Genomic DNA, 18,841 nt, shown 5'->3' on the forward strand with positions numbered 1-18,841 from the left:
GGCCACCTCATGCACCCAAGCGCAGCGCCAGCCTTCATCCAGCCCGTGCTGGATACGTATCGCGCGGTCGACTCGAACGAAGTCTTTGCACGTAATTGACGAACCGGTCTATCTCGGACTCGGCCATCCCGAGCCACGCGAATCGTATGGTTCCGGGCTCCCACGGGAAAATCAACTCGCGGTCGATGCCATGATGCTCGAGATACTGAAAGAACACGGACAGGTCATCGTCCTGCAGCTTCTTCAGCCACGTGCGCAGACACTCCAACTCCTCGCCAGTCAACTCCGCCGGCGATGTGTTTAGAACGCTCAATGCGAAGCGCGTTGGGCAAGGCGCTCGCGGAACGTAGTAAAGATCGCAGTGGTCCTGGTGCGCTGTGCGGGGATCGACGCCGAGTATGGGAAACGAAAGCCCCTGTTCCTTTGCATCCTTGGCGCGCTGAACCCACGGCCGATCGTCAGGGGATGTTGGCCAAATGCGTTTCAGGTCATCAGCCCGGTACTTCTCGCGGGACTCCCAGATCTCACGCAGTTCGCAGTACTCCCTCGATTGAGAGATCCGGTAAGCCGCATCGACAAGCGGGCTGTCGTGCCAGTGAGCGAGCGGCCTGGTGCGCTCCGCCGCATACATGCGCTGATGGTCATCTTCCAGATTGACGCCCGACTCCTCGAACAGTCTGCGAAATAGAACCAGTGATTTGCGGAAATACTGGGATGCGCCATCTGACTGCGCATACAGGCGCTCCGGAAATGTTTGCGCGTTATCCGGTGCAACATGGCCATTAGCCGCGTCTGTAATGCCCGTAACAAGCCAAAAAGCATAGTGCGGGAAAAGACGTGCCAGCGCCTCGATCATGTCTGGCGTGGGTCGTTGTCGACGATGAAACACCTTACGCCAGCGCTGAACGGAAATACGAGTGTATTCCGTCAGCCGTTCCAAGTAACCCCGGCCAGGCTCGGGCCTCGGGAGCAGAGTACCGAATGCCCTGCGCAACGCCCCCTCTGGCCTTTCGTCTTCACCTGGCGCGAGGCGCGCCTGCTCATTCAGGAGCAAGATCATGCGGTCTTCGATTGTCGTGGTCATATTCCGAAGAAATCCCAATCAGTCAATCTGTCCCGATTAGATCAATTCATAAGATATGACCATACGCGCCCTTCCTTTGCCTCCGCCAATTCAGTTACAAACGGAAACACGAAGAAAGGTGCCTACTGCTATAAGGCGGAAATTTCTCTGCACACCTATGTTTATTGCATAAGTGATGTGGCAAATATGCCCTATCCCACCCGTATCGCTGGCGTAATTGGCGATGAAACAGTTTCAGCGAACGGGCCGGTTAGCCGAAGCGCTGAATGAGCGCAAGCGCCACGGCGCGGAGACTGTCAGGCGACAGTTCCTGCAAGTCAATGACTGGTGCATCTGCAAGTTCGGAATAACTGCGCCGCGTCGACCGCGCATAGGCGGGATCGTAGTGCGCGACCATGATCCGCTCGAACAACTCGGGTATTTGCCGTGATCTGGCCATTTCCTGCCACATCGCAAACTCTTTGCCTCCGACATGGCTCCGTAGAGAGGCGAGCTTCGATACAAAGGCGTCCGGATCTTGCTCGAAATGATGATAATCCTCGCGCCACAATATGACTCGCTGGGCCATCGGCGTATTCACGCAGACAAGCTTGCCCTTCATATGCATTGTTTCGAGCAGCGCCGGCGGTAACTGTACATTGCCAATCTTCTTGCTCTCTGCTTCCACCCACACCGGGCGGCCGGGCGAGAAGGTACTAAGCTTCTGTTGCAGCAGGCTATCAAAGTATTTCTGCGTCGGCTGCGGCGTACCAGGTATCGCACCAATGACCGAACCCCGGTGAGACGCGAGCGCCTCCAGATTCAACACCTGCGCACCGACGGCTTCGAGTTGATCGAGCAATCGAGTCTTTCCACAACCAGTCGAACCTGACAGGACCACATACGAGAACTCGCGTGGCTGCGTTGCCAGTTGCTCGTTGACCCAACGTCGATAGCCCTTCCAGCCACCCGGCAAGCGGTCCACCTTATAGCCGATCGTATCGAGAGCATCAAACCAAAGGCGACTGCGCTTTCCGCCGCGAAAGCAATACACAAGCACCCTGCCATGACGTGGGCGGGCCGCAATTACGGTGTCAAGGTGACGTGAAATGTTTTTCAGCGAATAGGAAACACCGATCAGATAGGCCCGCATTTTGTCGGTCCGATGCAGGGTGCCGACCTCGGCGTATTCGTCATTGCTGACCACGGGTAGGTTGATCGCCCCGGGGATGTGATCCACGGCGTATTCGCGTTCGCTGCGCGCGTCGATGATAAGGTCGTAATCTTCGAATCGGTACATGCCCACCTACCCTGTAGTTTTTGGCGTACAACTAATGTGCTCTATGCCAACCGGTTAAGATCCAAGGCGTCGAGCGATTGAGCACCCGCGACGATGTGCGTGTACTGAATGCCTCTCGCGAATATCGGGTGGCTTCAAGGATTCTTTAGATCACCTCGACGGCTCAAACAAACAGCGGGAGTGGCTTCGCCGATATAGTTGTTGTGGAGCGTGGGCGGAAAACCTTGCAGGCTGAGTCAGGAGTCGTCGGTGTCATCCTGCAAGACCGTCTCGTAGTCCTGTCCGCCGTAGAAAATGCCGATCACAGAGACCTGCTCCGCGTCGACGTCGAAAGCTATGACTACCCTCTTGCGGTAATTCGTGACGCGCAGGCCCTCGCGAATGTCATCCCGGCGATTGCCCCGATGCGGAAATGTCCGCAACTCTTCGCAGTACGTAATGATTGCGCTGATATAGCGTTCCGCGGTCACCGGCGAGGCTGCGGCCGCAATGTAGCGATAGAGCTCGAGCAGCTGTTCCTGCGCTTCCGGTGTAAAGACGACGGTATAGGACATTACGCTTTTTCGATGGCCTTGCGGTGTTCAGCGGCAAGCGATGCGCGCAGCTGGTCGACGCCGATGGCGCGAGACGGGTCAGCCTTTAGCGCATCGTAGGCGGGCGCGACTTGCTCGCGCAGCCAGCTTTCCACTGCACGGTCACGCGCGAGCAGCGCCCGGAGTCCATCGCGGATCACTTCGCTCTCCGTCGCGTATTCGCCAGCCGCCACCTTGGACCTGACTGCCTCGGCCATTTCGTTGGGCAGCGTGATGCTGAATTGTTGGGTTGATCGCACGGGAAGTCTCCCTTCTGAGAGTAGGATTTAATCCTACACTTTGCCTTCCACACCTGCAAGGCGTCTGCATGTCGACAAGTACCCACACACCCTCACGGCGTCAGTGTGCACGAATTCCGGCAACGGTTGCAGGCAGCAAGTTCTTCATCTGGGCAAGCCGTTCGCCTGCCTCCTCGGTGAGAATCCGCGGCATCGCGTGGGTGGGTTGAAGACGCGGTGCCGCCTGCCGGTCTTCTCTGCCCCGCTGCCGCTTGCTTTCGAATGCCGCCTCCCGCTCCGTCGTAGCCGGAACGAGGTGTCCGCTTTCGATCGCGGCAACGAAATTGACCTGCCAGTTTCCGGCGCTAACGCGTGGTGCGGCCTCCCCGCATTCGTGGGCGGTGACCATGCTGGCGTCGCTGGCGACGCTGATCCGTCGCGAGGAATTACAGTCGAAGAAGATCCCGCCGGCATTCTGCTGGACCACGGTGGCGACCCGGAGCGCTTCCTGGTCGGCTTCGTGGCGTCGGGCCGCAGCCTGCCGTTTGTTGCGAGCCTGCCAGGCGAAATCAGCGGTCGAGCGCAGCAGCGCGCGCAGGTAGTTGATGGGACGCTGGGCTTTGCGGAGGTGGTCCCAGGCAACGTCAACCACATCGGAAAGTAGCTTCTGATGCTCGCGGGCTTCGCGCATGAGTTTGAAGATCAGGAATTCATGAAATCCCAGGCGGCGAAGGCGCTCGAGGTCGCTGGGGAGCTGGCCCGGTTGTCTCTTCTGAGAAGAAGCAGGGTAAAGATGCTTATATATAGCACCGTCTGCCTCGCTGGCAGACGGCTGCTGCAAGGAAAGGACCTCGGGGGTGACTGCGTCATGGTGATCAGGTTCGGGGGCGCTGGCGATGGCCGGCGCGTTGACGAGACCGAGCAGCTGGGCAATCTGTTCAGTGCGGTGGAGGTAAGCGCGACCAAACAGGCCTGCCTCGCCATAGCGTCTCTGTGGAGGGCGGACGATCAGGCCGGCGGCTTCGAGATCATCGAGGCTACGATAGAACGCGCATGGATTACGTCGCGGCCGGTTAGCAGTTCGCGGCGCGCGTAAACCGCAGCGTAAGGGTGATGAGCGTCGGCAGTGCGGGCGGGGACGGAGAGCAGGCGCGGGGACGCCGTGCAAATGTGCAGCGCGAAAGATGATCCAAGGGGAGATTGGCGGTGGCCAGGTGAATTCGGCTAATGCATAGCTACTGGTTGCGGGTTTTGTGATTGAAAACGTAAGAACTCGACTGACGGGGTTGCAAAGCCGAGCGGATGGGAACCGACGACACGAACGAGGAGTGATTGCGTCGCCCCCGGTGTGTTTCGGCATGGTGTGGGCGAGCGAGAAGCTGAACGACGAGTGCAGAGTGACGGACGCGGCCATAAAGTCGCCCGTGCGGGAGCCAAGGAAAGCACACCGAACGCGGCTAAAGACAGGTGTTTCCGAAAAAATAGTCCCAAATAAATCAACGACTTTGAACTTTGAATCCGATCGGGCGAGCGCACGTTCCAGTCTTGCGCGCGGTTTTCTTACATTTTTATTACTTCGGTTCGGCGATTTCCAACCTCGGCCAACTTTCCCGCGCGGAGACTCGGAATCCTTGTGTGACTGGTTTCGCAACAAATACCTAAAGTAAACCTTCAAGTTTACGAGTTTACCGGCTATTATTCGCCGAAATCGCGCGTCATCGAACTTTGGTGATTTTCGCGGTTTTCGATGACAACACCAATTCGCAGGTACCTCATGGTTACTAAGGAACTACCGCCGCCTCGCAAGGCAATTGGTATCGACCAACTGATCGCCATTGCTGACCGGGCAGAGGCGACGCTCGCGCAGCTACGCGACGATCTCCTAGAGCCTTGGCCCAGAAAGATGGCGCCCATGCTCACGGCGTCGCGCGTGGCCAAGCTTTGCAAGATCGAGCGCACCCAGATCCAGTACCTGTGTACACGGGGTAACAAGAAGGGAGAGTATCCCACGGGCACCCTTACCGGCAATGGACGCAATCGTGAGTTCACGCTCGCGGAAGCACAGCAGTTCATTCGTCTCGCGGCGCCGTACAAGCGCCGTCCGGAAGGGGCGCTCGGCCTCGCGATGGCCATCGGGAATTTCAAGGGCGGCGTTGGCAAAACGACCAGCGCTGTGGCAATCGCTCAGGGCCTGACCCTTCATGGTCACAAAGTCCTGCTGATCGACCTCGATCCACAGGCTTCGTCGACAACGCTCATGGGCTACGTTCCGACGCCGGAAGTCACCGAAGAAATGACGGTGATGCCGCTCGTCTACGAGGAACAGCCGGACCTGAACTACGCCATCCTTCCGAGCTACTGGGACAACCTGGATTTCATCCCGGCTTGCCCTGCTCTGTTTGGCGCGGATTTCTACCTGCCGAACCGGCAGTCGAAGGATCCGAACTACCAGTTCTGGCAGGTTCTGGAACGGGCGATGGGTCCGATCCGCGAGAAGTACGACGTGATCGTGATCGATACACCTCCGAGCCTTGCCTACCTCGCGACTAGCTGTTTCATGTCGAGCGACGGCCTGATTGTTCCGCTGCCGCCCGAGACTCTCGACTACGCCTCGAGCGCGTCGTTTTTCCGGCAGTTTGCAGATCTGTTCAAAGCCTTGGCCGACGACCGCGACGTGCAGAAGGAATTTGCATTTATCAGCATCTTCCTCTCGAAGGTGAAGCCGCGGGTTGACGCCACCGACGTCGTTCGGTCATGGATTCAGCAGACCTACCCGGAGTTGCTGGGTCGGGCAGAGATTCAGGATTCGGACGTGGTCAAGAACGCAGCAGCTGAGTTCAAGACCATCTACGACGTTCAGGCCTTGGGACAGTACACCCGCGCCATTGATTCGTTCGATGCCATGGTCGACGAGATCGAAGGACATATTCAAGGTGCGTGGGCCGCGCAGTTGCTGAAGGAGAAGGAGAAAGCGAATGTCGAGTAAGTTGAAGGAACGCCTGATGGCGCGCACGGCTGGGGTCGCTGACAGAGCAGAGTCTGCGGCTGCGGCGCGCCCTCCCGAGGCAGCGCTGCGCGCGGCGACCATGCCGGCGCAATTGGGCGCCTTCCGTCTCGAAGCACGTGAGTATCAGGAGCGGATCCAGCAACTGCAAACAGAACTGGAAGCGGCCAAGCGCAGTGGCAAGGGCTCGATGAAAGTGCCCTTGACCGACCTACACGAAGTCCCGGGCCGGCGGCGTTACAAGTCGCCAGAGGCGTTCGTCGAACTGCGCGAGAACCTCCGGCACAACAAGTTGGCCACGCCTGTTGGCATCCGGCCTCGCGTCGAAGGCGGCTTTGAAATCGTCTCGGGACACTGGCGCACGGACTCCTATCGGGAGCTAGGTCGGCTAGAAATCGACTGCGTACTGGACGACGATTCGAGCGAGGACGAAGCAGCGCTCGCTGCGTTCTACGCGAATCTGTTGCAGTCGGACCTGACCGACTACGAGAAGTACCTCGGCTTCAAGGACATCCGCCAACGCTTCCCGGACATGACCCAGGCCAAGATGGCAGAGCAGGCCGGGGTGAACGAATCGATGGTTTCCGCACTGATGGCGTTTGACGATCTCCCGGCCGAAGTTCTGGCCCTTCTGAACGAGAAGCCTGCCCTCATGGGCGCGACTTCTGGCTATGCGCTGGCGCGCTTGGTCAGAAGCGGAAAGGCAGATCGGGTTGTGCTCGCAGCCCGGCGGCTGGCGAACAAAGAACTGGATGAAACACAGGCGGTGAAGTTCGCAAGCGCGGACCCCGCGAAGCAGAAGGCGACGCCTGCGGCGACGTCTTTCAAGATCAAGGCAGGGCGGGGCACGTACTGTGATGTGCGTCAGGCCAAGAATGTGGTGCGGTTGGAGTTCCAGTCGGAGGCTGAAGCTCAAGCGGTCCAGTCGGCGCTAAAGGAAGTTCTAGAGCAGCGCGCAGCGGCGACTCAGACGGAGCAGACAGAGGTCGCCGAAAAATAGTTGTTTAAAATCAATGACTTTGAACTTTGAATCTTTCGCGAACGGCTTCAGCTCGACGCAAAAAGGGATCGCAAGATGAATTGATCGCAGGGCATAAAAGACAAAAGCCTCCAGTTGGCGCTGGAGGCTTTTGAATACGGGCTTGCTGTTCACTCGCCCGGCTGCACTTCCCGACGGCAAATCGGGTTGAGCGTTGACACCTCGAAGTGTAGCCGATCGAATCAGACAGTCAAGCGTACTCCATCCATTTTTCACGAAATGGACGCTGGATATGTCTATCGCGCAACACTTCGTTGCTGGCGAGGTAGGGTTACGCCCGGACTTGCCCGAAACCGAAAACGGCGATGCCTCCCCTGCTCCTCAGGCAACCGAGGACAGCAACGCGATCGCTCTGAGTTCCGATTCCGTCAACCTGCCTTGGGCCATCCTGCGGGCCGTCCATCGCGCTTCGCGCCTCGATGGGATCCCTGCCCGGGCGCGCTCCGTGTTGGCTGCACTTGCACGCACCGTTGACGCCTCTAACCCCTACGGTCATATTTACGCCCGACGTGAGTTGCTGACGGAACGGTCGATGCAGTCGGAACGGACGTTCTACCGAAGCCTCGATGATCTAGAAACCGCAGGTCTGATCGACCGGCCACCGCAACGCCGATACGTGCAGGCGGGTCTCTTTGGTCGCGCCTATCTTCACCTGACCGAACGTGCCGCCATCATTCTCGGGCTGGCAGCAGAGCCAATCCCGGCTGTTCAGCCAGTCGAAGCAAAAAAGGCTGATTCGGTGGATTCATCCAGCACCAATGTCAGAGCTCAGCAAGCCGGTACTGCAGCGGCTGAAGCATTTTCCTATCGGTCTGCCAAGGTGGCAGACGGTGGTATATATAAGAATCTTTTCCCCACCTCTTTACAAAAGAGACAACCGGGGCAGGTGCCTGTGGACCTTCAGCGTCTGCAGTCCCTGGGTTTTCGGGATTTCCTGATTTTCAAACTGATGCGCGAAGCACGTGAGCAGGGCAAGCGTCTGTCTGATGTTGTCGAAGCAACGTGGGAGCATCTCAAGAAAGCCAAGCGGCCCATCTGCTATCTGCGCGCCCTCCTGACCAGCACCGCCGATTTCTCATTCCAGATCCGCACCCGCTACGCAGAGCAAATCGCCGCGCGTGCTGCGGTCGAGGACCAAGAGGCAGCCGAGTCGCTGGTTCGCGAGGTCGCGGGTCAGTCATTCGTCGACGCTGTCGGTGAGCGCAAGCTCGTCGTCGATGCTGACGGACTGTCGCTGTTGGTCTACAACGTGGAGGAGGGCGTCGCACGTCGCGAGGCGGGTCAATGGCAACTGCGATTCGCGAAGGCACTCCAGAACGGTCAGATCCGACCAGCACAGCCGGATGATCTCGAAGCATTTGCCCAAGCGCGCTGTCGGGCGACCTCGTCGGTTCTCCCGGCTGTCGATGCTCCGCGCATCGCCACCGAGGCTGTCACGGAGAACCTGGCCCTTTTAAAAGGAGCGTTGCGTAGGTTCTCCCCGGCGCTGGCACGTGCAGTGTGAGTAGGGCTAATCGTTTGAAAACTGGCGGTTCGCCCCAAAAAGTCTTTGACGATCGCCGATTTACGCATCCTTCGATTACACGAAACCGTTTCGTCGCCGAACCTTGTTGCGAGCCGCGGCGCACGCGACGCCGCCGGAATTCGCACGGAAAGGACGATAACCCCGGCTCGCATCCTTTGCCTGCCACGCCCTGACGCAACAGGGCCGCCGACAGCGGCTTCGTGCAGCTGTGGCATAACCACGTCGCGCGGCGGATCTTCCTCACGACGTCGCGGGTCATAGTCGCTGTTTGGGTTATAGCCAATTTGGCCACGCCTGACAGAGGTGGCGAAAACCCTGACAGCGATCTGGATTGGCCCGGCAATTCCGACATGGCTATCCGCGTGGGCAAACGAGCCCAACAGTCAAACACCATGCAGGGCAGCGACCGCACCTGGTAATTAAAACGTATATACTTGGTCAGTATTTATTGATGGAGATTGTCCCATGTCGAAAGAAGCCGTATTCACCATGAAGCTCGAACCGGAGCTACGAGCCGAGTTCATGGCCGAAGCCGAAGCCGCGCATCGGCCGGCGTCGCAGGTTCTGCGCGAGCTGATGCGCGATTTCGTGCAGCGCCAGCGCGAGGCGCGCGAATATGATGAGTTCCTGCGTGGCAAGGTCGAAGCCGGCCGCGCCTCGATGCGTGCCGGCCGCGGCCGCCCGGATGATGAGGTTGAAGCGAGGTTCGCCGCCCGGCGCGCCAGTGCGGCAGGCAAGGCGTGAGGGTCGTCTGGACGCCAGAAGCGGAACAGGACCGCGATGACGTGTGGGACTACATCGCGACCGACAACGTGGGCGCTGCTGCCCGGATGGACGAGCTATTCAGCGATGTTGTCGCGCAGCTGGCCGACTTCCCCCTGATGGGTCGCGCCGGAAAAATCGCCGGCACGCGTGAGCTGATACTGCACGAAAGCTATCGCCTGGTGTATGAGGTCGAAGGCGAAACAATCTGGGTGCTGGCACTGGTTCACACCGCGCGCCGGTGGCCGCCAATCCGTGATTAGCTAGGGCGACCCGGATGAGCCGATCACCGCCATCGCGCCGGAAACCAACGTCGAAGGTGGCGCACGCGCGGTCGACAGCGGATGAACACCACATTTGTCGAAATCTGGCCACAACTTTAGTTGTGTGAGCGTTTCCCGCACCAATGCGCCGGGCGGAGCTGGCGGGCAGACTGGCCGCCGTCTCCGCTCCGCTCCGGTCCGCGCTCATACCACTGAGGCGGACCGTTTTTCTGTCCGCTGTTAATGCCGCTAACTCCGGTTAGCGGCACAGCATCGACGCCGCAGGCAGGGACACCGCGCTGCCGTCACGGTCGCTGGCCGGGGACAGCCACGCCGGGCGGGGTCAACGTCAGCCGGGCGAGGCGCCGGGAGGGCGTCGCGGTGGCGTCACGGCCGGGAACGGGCGTTCTGCCATCGCAGGCCTTGTCTGCTAATTGTTATTAGCAGACAGGTGTTTAATGCCTATAATCTGCGGAATGCCGGTTACGTCGTGCTGCCAGTCCAGTTTATCAAGGGTTTACCCTTGGTCTGGCCCCAGTGGAAAACGGAAAGGGCGCGCATACCACCGCAGCCGGCACTGTTAGCCGTTCGGAGAACCCTGACCATGCTCACACCTTCGCTCACCGGCTGGCGTGCCCAATATGACCGCATGCAACGGTCATACGCCCGCGTGACGGGTCCGTACGCGAGCTCCGTGGCATATGACGATGACCTTCACCACTTCATGCAGGACTGCTGGCACCTGAAGGACTGGATCCAGAACGATCCGGGCGCGGGCGTCGGCAGGTTGATCGCGGCGCTGGTTGATGCTTACCCGTCCCTTCGCATCGTCGCGGACCTCGCCAACGCCTCCAAGCATCTAACCCGGACCAAGCGTGACAGGACTGGCGCCCATGTGACGTCCACGAATGTCACGGTGCATCTCGGTCAACCCCGCCCGATTGACGTCGACTACACCGTCACGCTCGCTGATGGCTCAGCAAGATCGGCAACATCGCTCGTCCACGAGGCGGTCAGGGACTGGGACGCGTTGCTGACAGAACAAGGGCTCCTGCCATGAAGGTCACGACGAACCGGCCTTCCACACCACCAGGTGCGGCAATGGGTCGGTCAGCGGTATGGGGCGGCCGGGTCGTTGGCGACCGATCGGGCCCAATCGAAGGCGCGAGGCAATGAAGCGGTTGTCTGATCGCGCGCAGCGGAAGATCGATGCGCTCCGTGGCGCCCGGGAAAGACTGCTCAATGCCCGGGCGGACCTCGACCCTTCTTTTGATGCCTATGATGTGATCATTCGGGAGCTCGATGCCTTGATCGAGGACTTTGAACGCGAGCGGGATGGCTTCCAGAAGGCGTGGACTATCAAGAAGGTCGAAGCAGCGTTTGACGCGCCAGCGCTTTACGAGGGCGACCGGCCCTTTGCGGAATTTGTGCATGCCGTGCGCGATGATCTGGTCGACGCCGGCATGCTCCAACCCGCGACGCGACAGCCATGAGTAAGAAAGATTGCGGCAAGCCGTGTGCGGACTGCGGTCGCCAGCAAACGTTGACGACAGCCGACCGTCTGATCGCCCCACAGCTTGTCGAAGTAGCCGATAGCCTGAATCAGCCGAAAGTGCCGGTGCTCACGTTGCCCCCACGTGACGCGCACCCTGTAATAAGAGATTGCCCTCCCAAAGGAACCATGCCGTGATCCCACGTGTCCGCCTCGACGCCGTCACCGAAGCCGATCTCCTGGATCTGATCGACCACGGCGTGCGCGAAAGCCGCACGCTCGACTACAAGGGCAACTGGCCCGCCGACCGCGACGCCCGCATCGAGCTCGCGAAGGACGTGTGCGCCTTCGCGAACTCGCTAGGCGGCGACCTCGTCCTCGGTATGCTGGAGGAGGGCGGCGCCGCGGCGGGGATCGTGCCGCTCCAGTTCGCGAACCTCGACGCGGAACTGCTTACGCTGACCAATGCGCTGCGCGACCTGCTCGAGCCGCGCGTGAGCGGCGGTCTGCACGCGCACCCGGTGCCACTGGCGAATGGGGGCCATGTGGTGGTGCTGCGCGTCGCGCCTAGCCCCGGCGCGCCGCACCGCGTGACGAAAGACAACCACTTCTACGCCCGCACCTCGGTCGGCAAGGAACCCCTGGACATGCACGGTATCCGCAACGCGTTCGCGGCCAGCGCGTCGCTGGCCCAGCAGGTGCTGGCCTTCCGGGATGATGCGCTCGCGCGCCTGGTCCGCTCCCAGGAGCCTGCAGCCGGCCTCAAGCTGCCCGCCTGCGTCTGTCACGTCGTGCCGGTGTCCGCCTTTACGCGCCTCGAAACGCACGGCATCGACGCGCTGGCCGAAGCCGCGCCCGCCTTGCGCGACGGGTTCACGACGCACATGTCCCGCGTCCAGATCAACCTCGACGGCCTCATCTGCCTGCCGCACCGTGAGGCCGCGAGTCAGGACTTCGCGCAACTCTTCCGCAACGGTGCGGTAGAACTGGTCTACACGGACCTTCTCAGGCATTCGCCCCTGTACCGCGAACAGGGCGAGGTGCTATTTCCCGAAGTATATGAGCTCCCCCTTGTGCGCCGGGGTCTGCCGGCGATCATGCGGACCCTCGCGACGCTCGATGTCGTGCCGCCCGTGTACGTAATGTTGAGCTGGGTTTTCGGCATGGTTTCACCGACCGTCGTCATCGAGCGATCGCCAACGCGGGCAGATTTTGTTGCTCCGTTGCATGGCTTGGGCGCGATTGAAGCGCCGCCTCTCTACCTTGAAGACTTCGGTGCGGATCCGCTGACGGTCCTGCGACCCGCGTTCGACGTGCTGTGGAATGCGGTTGGTGTCGCGCACACGCTGACGGATTTTGCGACGGCGGACTGACGCGCCTTCAGGTCGTCACCTGTGACGCGAAACACAAGACTTTGATGTCAACACCCGAGGACTTGCATGCGAAAGTGGATCAGGAAGCTGGTCGATATCCGCCGGCCCAAGGAAGCGACTGCCGCAGGGCAGGAGGCTGACTCACGCCACGATGCGGGTGCGCGGTTCCGGCAGCTGCTGGCGACGGCCGAGGCGATCGCCGCCGAGAATCCCCGCGGCCTCGCGGACCTGGTCCATGCGATCGTGCGGCCCTTCCAGTCGGAAGCGTTGCTGGCGGTCGCCGAGCGCGGCACTGATGCCATTCCTGACATCAACCTGGAAACGTTTTTTGGGGAAGCGGTTCTCAACCGCTTCTATGCGGATGGCTACCTGCGCGGCGCGAAGACGCCACCCGGCCGGTTCCAGCTGCATCTCGGCCGGCACGCCGTGTTGCCCTGGCCATGGAATCATGGGCGCTACGTCGACGCGGTGGCCGGTATCGGCGCCGCGAAAGTCGACCCCGCGGATCCTTGGGGCCGCCACCACACTGGCGCCTGGCGGCAGGACAGCAACCATTCCGTCACCCTCTGGTTGCCGTGGGGCCTTGCCACCGTTGGCGGCGGCAATCATTCGATCATGGCGGGCATTCTGGCCGGCGAAGGCGTGATCGTGCCGAATGCGGTCCGCGACATGCGCTGCGTGCTCGAGGACGTGCGCTCGGATGGCATCGCGTGGTTCGAGACGGCCTCAGGCCGGAAGATCGGCGAGGTCGGGGATCCACGTGCGGCAGCGGTGTTCGAGATTGGCCGGCTGATGATCCGGGTGGGATTTCCTGCGTTTCACAACGTGGCTCAACAACTGGACGAAACGCTGGAGACATCAGGCCATGGCTAACCAGCTCCAGACCCTGACCGTTGCGCCGCCGCGCACCTATACGCGCACCGACTTCGCGGCGTTGCGCGCGTTCGTGCAGCGCATCGAACCGGTGGTGATCGCGCGCCGCTATTACGACCCGGACGATCCGCAGCAGGCCCCGCACGCGGCGACCCCCGAGGCGATGGCGCGCTACCTGAGCACGATGCGCGACGAGCTGGTGCGGCTCGCGTTGATCAACGGCTCCAGTGTGCTTGCCGACCACCTGAAAACCTCCATCCGCAAGCACGGCAGCGCGAAGCTGACCGCCGTGTCGCTGCGCATGGTCGAGCAGGCCGCGCAGCTGGCGGTGGCCACTCCCGCGCCGACGCATGGCGTGGGCCTGTGGTTCCGGCCGCTGGTCGCGCAACGCCTGACGGCCGAGGGCATCGGGACGCTCGGTGAGCTGATCGGCTACTGCAACCGCCACGGCGGCAGCTGGTGGCGCTCGGTGCCGCGCATCGGCCCGCTGCGTGCCCGTGCGATCGTTGCCTGGCTACGTCGGCACGAGATGACCCTCGGCGCACGCGTCGACGCCGACGTCGACGTCCGGCCGCTGGTCCCGGAGCCCGGTACAGGGCGGGGCGAAGGACCGGGCGGTGCGATCGTGATCGGCGGGCCGCCGGAGACGCCGAGACTCGCGCCGTTCGAGCGGCTCGCGGTGCCGGCCGAACTGTCGGGCGGAGAGGGGCCGCATGGGACGGTCAACCGCGGCGCCAACCGCGCGGGCGCGTTTGCGTTCATCCGTGCGCCCCACGACCTCGCCGCGATCCACGCCTACCTGCACCGCTATCGCGACCGGCCGGTGACCTGTCGCGCGTACACCCGTGAGCTCGAGCGCTTCGTGCTGTGGGCCGTGATCGTGCGCGGTGTCGCCGTGTCGTCGACCACGGTCGAAGACTGCGAGGCGTACAAGGATTTCCTCGCGAATCCGGCACCGGCGTTCACCGGCCCGAAGCGTCCGCGCGTGAGTGGCCGCTGGCGGCCGTTCACCGGTGTGCTGTCGGCCGGCAGCCAGGCGTATGCGGTGCGAACGTTGCGGGCTGCGTTCGCGTGGCTCACGGACGTGCGCTATCTGGCTGGCAATCCGTGGGCCGCGGTGACCGATCCGGCGACCGTGACGCGCGAAGTCGCGGTGCAGGTCGAACGCGCGCTGCCGGCGCCGCTGTGGACTACGGTGCGTATCGCGCTCGATGTCCGTTGCCGGGCGGCCGAAGTAAACCATGAGGCGGACGATGCAGCGGACCGGCGGAACGACGAGGCCCGCCAGTGGCGCGTCGCCCGCGCGGCCATCCTGCTGATGGGAGATTCCGGCCTGCGCCGCGCCGAAGCGGCGGCGGCCCGCCGCGAAGATCTGCGACTCTCGCCGTATTCGACCGCGACCGCACCGGTGTGGGCCCTGACCGTGATCGGCAAGCGCCGCCGGCAGCGCACCGTGCCGGTGAGCGCGGCGACGGTACGCGCGCTGCGCGTGCACTGGACCGATCGCGGGCGGGATTTCGACATGGCGGGAGCGGGCGGACCGCTGGTCGCACCTGTGGTGATTCCTGGCACGCCGGCGGCACAGGACCGGCATGGCGGCGCCAACGGGGAGGGGGCCCCGTACGCGGCCGATGCACTCGCGCGGCTGGTGCGCAGCGCACTGCGCCGGCTCGCGGATACCCTTGCAACCGCCGGCGCCCTGCCGGCGGAGGAGATCGCGCGGCTCACCGCCACGTCCGCGCACGCGTTCCGCCACACCTTCGGCACCGGCGCCGTCGCCCGCGACATGCCGGTCGACGTCGTGCAGCAGATCCTTGGGCACGCCTCGCTGCAGACCACTTCGATCTACGTGCGCGCTGGCCAGCAGCGCATGCTCGAGGCGGCGGCCCGCTTTTACGCAGGCAATGACGGCGAGGGAACGTGTTCCGGCTAGCTCCAGATGTAAAAAAGCCAGTCATTGCGACTGGCTTCTAGAAAAACTGGAACGCTTAGCTATTTAATGATGTGCAGACAAGACCACCTGATCTAAGCGAAGCCACATGATTAAATGCTCACGGGTCAATCCTCGGATGTTCATGGGATCCCTCACGGACATCAGACACACGTGAGGAGCGAAAAGATAGTATGCCGTTGGATTATACATCCGCTGACCAGATTTGCGCAAGGGACTTGTTTGTCCAGTAGCTTGTCTGCAGACTGCGTGTATTGGGGGCGCATCAACTATCCGATCGCCCCGGCCAGCGGTGCCTAACCACTGAAAACACGGAAAGCCCATGCTGAAACTGCCGGATCTCGCCACACTGGTCAACGAGAGTGACGTCGAACAGAAAGTGGTCATGCCGCTGCTTACCGCACCCGAGCCCTATGGATTCGGCTACAGCGTCGCCGAGTTGCCCACCAAGGCAAACATCAGAAGCTTCATGATCGGGAAGGGTACGACCGCCAAGCTTTATTTTCCCGATTATCTGGCCGTGCTTGGTGGTCTACCGCACGTTGTCATCGAAGCAAAGGCGCCTGGCGTCGAACTGGACGAGGCATTCCGCGAAGCGCGATTGTACGCCAATGAACTGAACGCTGCGCTGCCCACCAACGTCAACCCCGTCCAGGTGGTAATTGCCATCAACGCAGCCGAGATCTGGGCCGGGCCGGTTGATCAGGCTGAACCGCAGGTCAAGGCGCAGCTCGCAGATATTACGGTGTACTCGCCGGCGCTGGCAGAAATCCTGCGGCTGGCCGGAAAGACGGCCGTCAGCGAGCGCAACCGCCAGCTGCTGGCAATCATCAGACCCCCTGTTCTTCGCAAGCCTCGCCGGCTCCTCGGTGGTGGCTCAGTCCAGAACGAGGAAATCGGCCACAATTCCTTCGGCGCGGCGATTCAGAGCGAGTTCTCCCACATCTTCAATCCCTCGACCTATGAAGAGCGAGCCTACATCGCGCGACACGGGTACGTGCCCTCCCGCCGCCGGGAGCGCTATGTCGATCCAATCGATCGCGTGATCCGGGCAAGCCGCCCGCCGAGTGAGATCCACGCGCACGACTTGAACGATACCGCCCGACCGGCCGAACTGCTCGGCAAGCTCGCCAATTCGACGGATCTGGACAAGAAGGTACTGCTCATCGTCGGCAGTGTTGGATCCGGCAAGACGACCTTCATCGATCATCTGCGCGAGGTTGCCCTGTCGGACGAGCTCAGGGACACGACGCTCTGGCTGAGGCTCAACATGAACGTCGCGCCGGCCAACAAGGATGAGATCTTCAACTGGGTCCGCCAGCAGATCATTGCCGAGTGCCAGACTGCTTACGGGGACATCGACTTCGAAAACCTCGACGCACTCAGGAAGCTGTATGCCGTCGAGGTCAACGCCTTCAATAAAGGGATTGGCCAGCTGTACGGACTCGATACCCCGCTTTACAACCAGAAGCTCGCTGAAACACTGGTTGCGCTACAGGGCGACTTGCAGAAGACGGCACAGGCGTACACGCGATTCTGCGGCACCGAGCGCGGCAAGCTCGTCGTCACCGTGCTCGACAACTGTGACAAGCGCACCCGCGAAGTCCAGTTGCTGATGTTCGAGGTCGCCCAGTGGATGCAGAAGGAATTCCGTACGCTGGTCATGCTGCCGCTTCGTGACGAGACGTTCGATAACTACCGGGACACCCCTCCGCTCGATACCGCGCTGAAGGACTTTGTTTTCCGCATCGAACCGCCACTTTTTCACCAGGTGCTGACGACACGCGTGCAGCTTGCGCTCAACCAGCTATCCAAGGGTAACCGGACTCTGGACTATGACCTGCCCAACGGGATGCGGGTGCAATATGGCGCGTCCGAGCTTTCCTACTACCTCACCAGCATCCTGTCGTCGATCTTCGAGCACGACAAATACGTCAGACGCATGCTTGTCGGGCTGACCGGCCGAAACATCCGGAAGGCGCTGGAAATCTTCGTCGAGTTCTGTACCAGTGGTCACATCCGTGAAGACGAGATCTTCAAGATCACGCAGAAAAAGGGCGTGCACACGCTGCCGCTTGACATCGTGAGTCGCGTCCTGCTGAGGATGAATCGGCGACACTACGATAGCGACTTCTCCTACCTGAAAAATCTTCTGGCGGCCGATACGCGCGATGATCGGCCGTTTTACTTCACGCGACTTGCGATTCTTCGCTGGTTGCACAAACATTTCAGCGACAGCGGTCCGTCGAATCATCCCGGTTATTTCCCCGTTTCCACGGTGAAGGAGACGCTGGCCCCGCTCGGTATCAAGGTCGAGGCGCTGACGCGCGAAATCGAGTACCTGGTTGCCGCACAATGCATCACGACTGAAGACTTCAGCATCAGTTCGGTCAGCGACGACATGTTGATACGTCTGGCGCCAGCAGGGTTCGTGCATCTGGAGATGCTGGAGAACACTTCATACCTGGCTGCGATTGCTGAGGATACCTACTTCGATACCGAGGATGTTGCACGCAGGGTCGCAGGCCGCATCAACAATGTCGCGTCACAGTATTCGGACGAGGCGATGCTGGAGAACGCGCAGGAAGTTCTGAAATATTTCGAGGACATGCGCTCGAAGTACAACCAGCTGCCCCATGCGTATCTGAGCAGCAGCCCTTTCTTTGAACTCACCGATCTGACTGCGGCCAGGGCTGCGACCGACGAGCGGGAAAAGGGGCTAGTCCCGGCACCGTGGATCTCTGCAAAGCAGAAGTATACGATCGGTTCAGAGCAGGAGTGCATCGTGACCAGCACCAGGGACTATGGCGTCATCGTGGAACTTGAACCCGGTGTCTGGGGGTTGATCCGCTACGATACCTACCCGCCCGGTTCCAACAGAAAATATCTGCTGCAGGTGGGGGACAAGATCCTGGCAACCGTCACAAGCATCGACGCAATTCGCAGACGGATGGCGCTCTCCTATGTTGACCATATCGCAGACGATTAAGGTACCGGATTGCGGAGGGCAATTGTTGCCGGTGGAGAAGGCAAGTCCTCGCCCCGGCGACCGCCAAACGTCGACGAATGGACCGGGATATCGAAATTCCTTTGAGTGTTCACCTTGCCCACAGTTACCGGCCATGAAAATACCCAAACTCACTGACGTCAAGAGCATCAAGCTCTACACGAAGCCCCAGGCGAAGAAGGCACAGGACGACCTGGACCAGCGCATGAGCACCGTTCCTAAAGCCTGCGGCGAAGGATGTTCTGCCTGCTGTTACCGCCTCTTTTCAATTCTCAGTGGGTGGGTTGGCGGGTCAAGTACGGGCGCCAGCCCGGCGAAGCGAATACTTGACGTGCCTTGAAGAAGTAAGCTGAGAGAGGGCTGGTTGCGGCAGAATGC

Annotated in this window: 17 protein-coding genes; 12 read left to right on the forward strand and 5 right to left on the reverse strand. The window is 61.1% G+C overall.

The window, feature by feature from the left end; all coding sequences use genetic code 11:
* Nucleotides 1-34 precede the first annotated feature (34 nt).
* The 5 genes from AC57B6_RS29095 to AC57B6_RS29115 form a co-directional block, all read right to left on the reverse strand.
* Nucleotides 35-1,084 (reverse strand): hypothetical protein, encoded by a 1,050-nt coding sequence (locus AC57B6_RS29095; RefSeq protein WP_496422663.1) that lies wholly within the window; start codon nt 1,082-1,084, stop codon nt 35-37.
* A gap of 250 nt (nt 1,085-1,334) precedes the next feature.
* On the reverse strand, nt 1,335-2,363 hold the full coding sequence (mnmH, locus tag AC57B6_RS29100) for a tRNA 2-selenouridine(34) synthase MnmH (RefSeq protein WP_007182879.1): 1,029 nt from the start codon (nt 2,361-2,363) through the stop codon (nt 1,335-1,337).
* Between the two features lie 236 nt (nt 2,364-2,599).
* On the reverse strand, nt 2,600-2,917 hold the full coding sequence (locus tag AC57B6_RS29105) for a type II toxin-antitoxin system RelE/ParE family toxin (protein ID WP_496422664.1): 318 nt from the start codon (nt 2,915-2,917) through the stop codon (nt 2,600-2,602).
* Entirely contained in the window at nt 2,917-3,195 is a 279-nt protein-coding gene (locus AC57B6_RS29110; RefSeq protein ID WP_007182877.1) for a ribbon-helix-helix domain-containing protein, read from the reverse strand. The genes AC57B6_RS29105 and AC57B6_RS29110 overlap by 1 nt, the downstream gene beginning before the upstream one ends.
* A 100-nt stretch (nt 3,196-3,295) precedes the next feature.
* Entirely contained in the window at nt 3,296-3,865 is a 570-nt protein-coding gene (locus tag AC57B6_RS29115) for a hypothetical protein (RefSeq protein WP_496422665.1), read from the reverse strand.
* On the opposite strand from AC57B6_RS29115, the gene AC57B6_RS29120 reads away from it, so the two are divergent.
* The 12 genes from AC57B6_RS29120 (at nt 3,845) to AC57B6_RS29175 (ending at nt 18,445) form a co-directional block, all read left to right on the forward strand.
* Nucleotides 3,845-4,270, forward strand: coding sequence for a hypothetical protein (locus AC57B6_RS29120; RefSeq protein ID WP_496422666.1), 426 nt, complete (start codon nt 3,845-3,847; stop codon nt 4,268-4,270). The genes AC57B6_RS29115 and AC57B6_RS29120 overlap by 21 nt on opposite strands.
* 651 nt (nt 4,271-4,921) lie before the next feature.
* On the forward strand, nt 4,922-6,160 hold the full coding sequence (locus tag AC57B6_RS29125; RefSeq protein WP_496422667.1) for a ParA family protein: 1,239 nt from the start codon (nt 4,922-4,924) through the stop codon (nt 6,158-6,160).
* Complete coding sequence (locus AC57B6_RS29130) at nt 6,150-7,178, forward strand: ParB/RepB/Spo0J family partition protein (protein ID WP_496422668.1); 1,029 nt, start codon at nt 6,150-6,152, stop codon at nt 7,176-7,178. The genes AC57B6_RS29125 and AC57B6_RS29130 overlap by 11 nt, the downstream gene beginning before the upstream one ends.
* A 271-nt stretch (nt 7,179-7,449) precedes the next feature.
* Nucleotides 7,450-8,721: a hypothetical protein gene (locus tag AC57B6_RS29135; RefSeq protein WP_496422669.1), complete on the forward strand. Its 1,272-nt coding sequence runs from the start codon at nt 7,450-7,452 to the stop codon at nt 8,719-8,721.
* A gap of 486 nt (nt 8,722-9,207) precedes the next feature.
* Nucleotides 9,208-9,486, forward strand: a complete 279-nt coding sequence (locus tag AC57B6_RS29140) for a hypothetical protein (protein ID WP_007182873.1) — start codon at nt 9,208-9,210, stop codon at nt 9,484-9,486.
* Complete coding sequence (locus AC57B6_RS29145) at nt 9,483-9,767, forward strand: type II toxin-antitoxin system RelE/ParE family toxin (RefSeq protein ID WP_007182872.1); 285 nt, start codon at nt 9,483-9,485, stop codon at nt 9,765-9,767. The genes AC57B6_RS29140 and AC57B6_RS29145 overlap by 4 nt, the downstream gene beginning before the upstream one ends.
* Before the next feature lie 604 nt (nt 9,768-10,371).
* The gene (locus tag AC57B6_RS29150) at nt 10,372-10,827 is read left to right on the forward strand and encodes a hypothetical protein (protein WP_496422670.1); all 456 of its coding nucleotides are present in this window, start codon (nt 10,372-10,374) and stop codon (nt 10,825-10,827) included.
* Nucleotides 10,828-10,939: 112 nt separating this feature from the next.
* Nucleotides 10,940-11,260 carry a hypothetical protein gene (locus tag AC57B6_RS29155; protein WP_496422671.1) on the forward strand — a complete coding sequence of 107 codons (321 nt, stop codon included), beginning with the start codon at nt 10,940-10,942 and terminating at the stop codon, nt 11,258-11,260.
* Between the two features lie 193 nt (nt 11,261-11,453).
* A complete protein-coding gene (locus AC57B6_RS29160; RefSeq protein WP_496422672.1) occupies nt 11,454-12,632 on the forward strand; it encodes an AlbA family DNA-binding domain-containing protein in 1,179 nt (392 codons plus the stop codon).
* Between the two features lie 66 nt (nt 12,633-12,698).
* Complete coding sequence (locus AC57B6_RS29165; protein ID WP_496422673.1) at nt 12,699-13,505, forward strand: DUF6710 family protein; 807 nt, start codon at nt 12,699-12,701, stop codon at nt 13,503-13,505.
* A complete protein-coding gene (locus AC57B6_RS29170) occupies nt 13,498-15,438 on the forward strand; it encodes a site-specific integrase (RefSeq protein WP_496422674.1) in 1,941 nt (646 codons plus the stop codon). The genes AC57B6_RS29165 and AC57B6_RS29170 overlap by 8 nt, the downstream gene beginning before the upstream one ends.
* A 340-nt stretch (nt 15,439-15,778) precedes the next feature.
* Nucleotides 15,779-18,445, forward strand: a complete 2,667-nt coding sequence (locus AC57B6_RS29175; RefSeq protein ID WP_496422675.1) for a type I restriction endonuclease — start codon at nt 15,779-15,781, stop codon at nt 18,443-18,445.
* Nucleotides 18,446-18,841 lie beyond the last annotated feature (396 nt).

Source organism: Paraburkholderia sp. BGA-UO-ETr-F12, assembly GCF_059567945.1.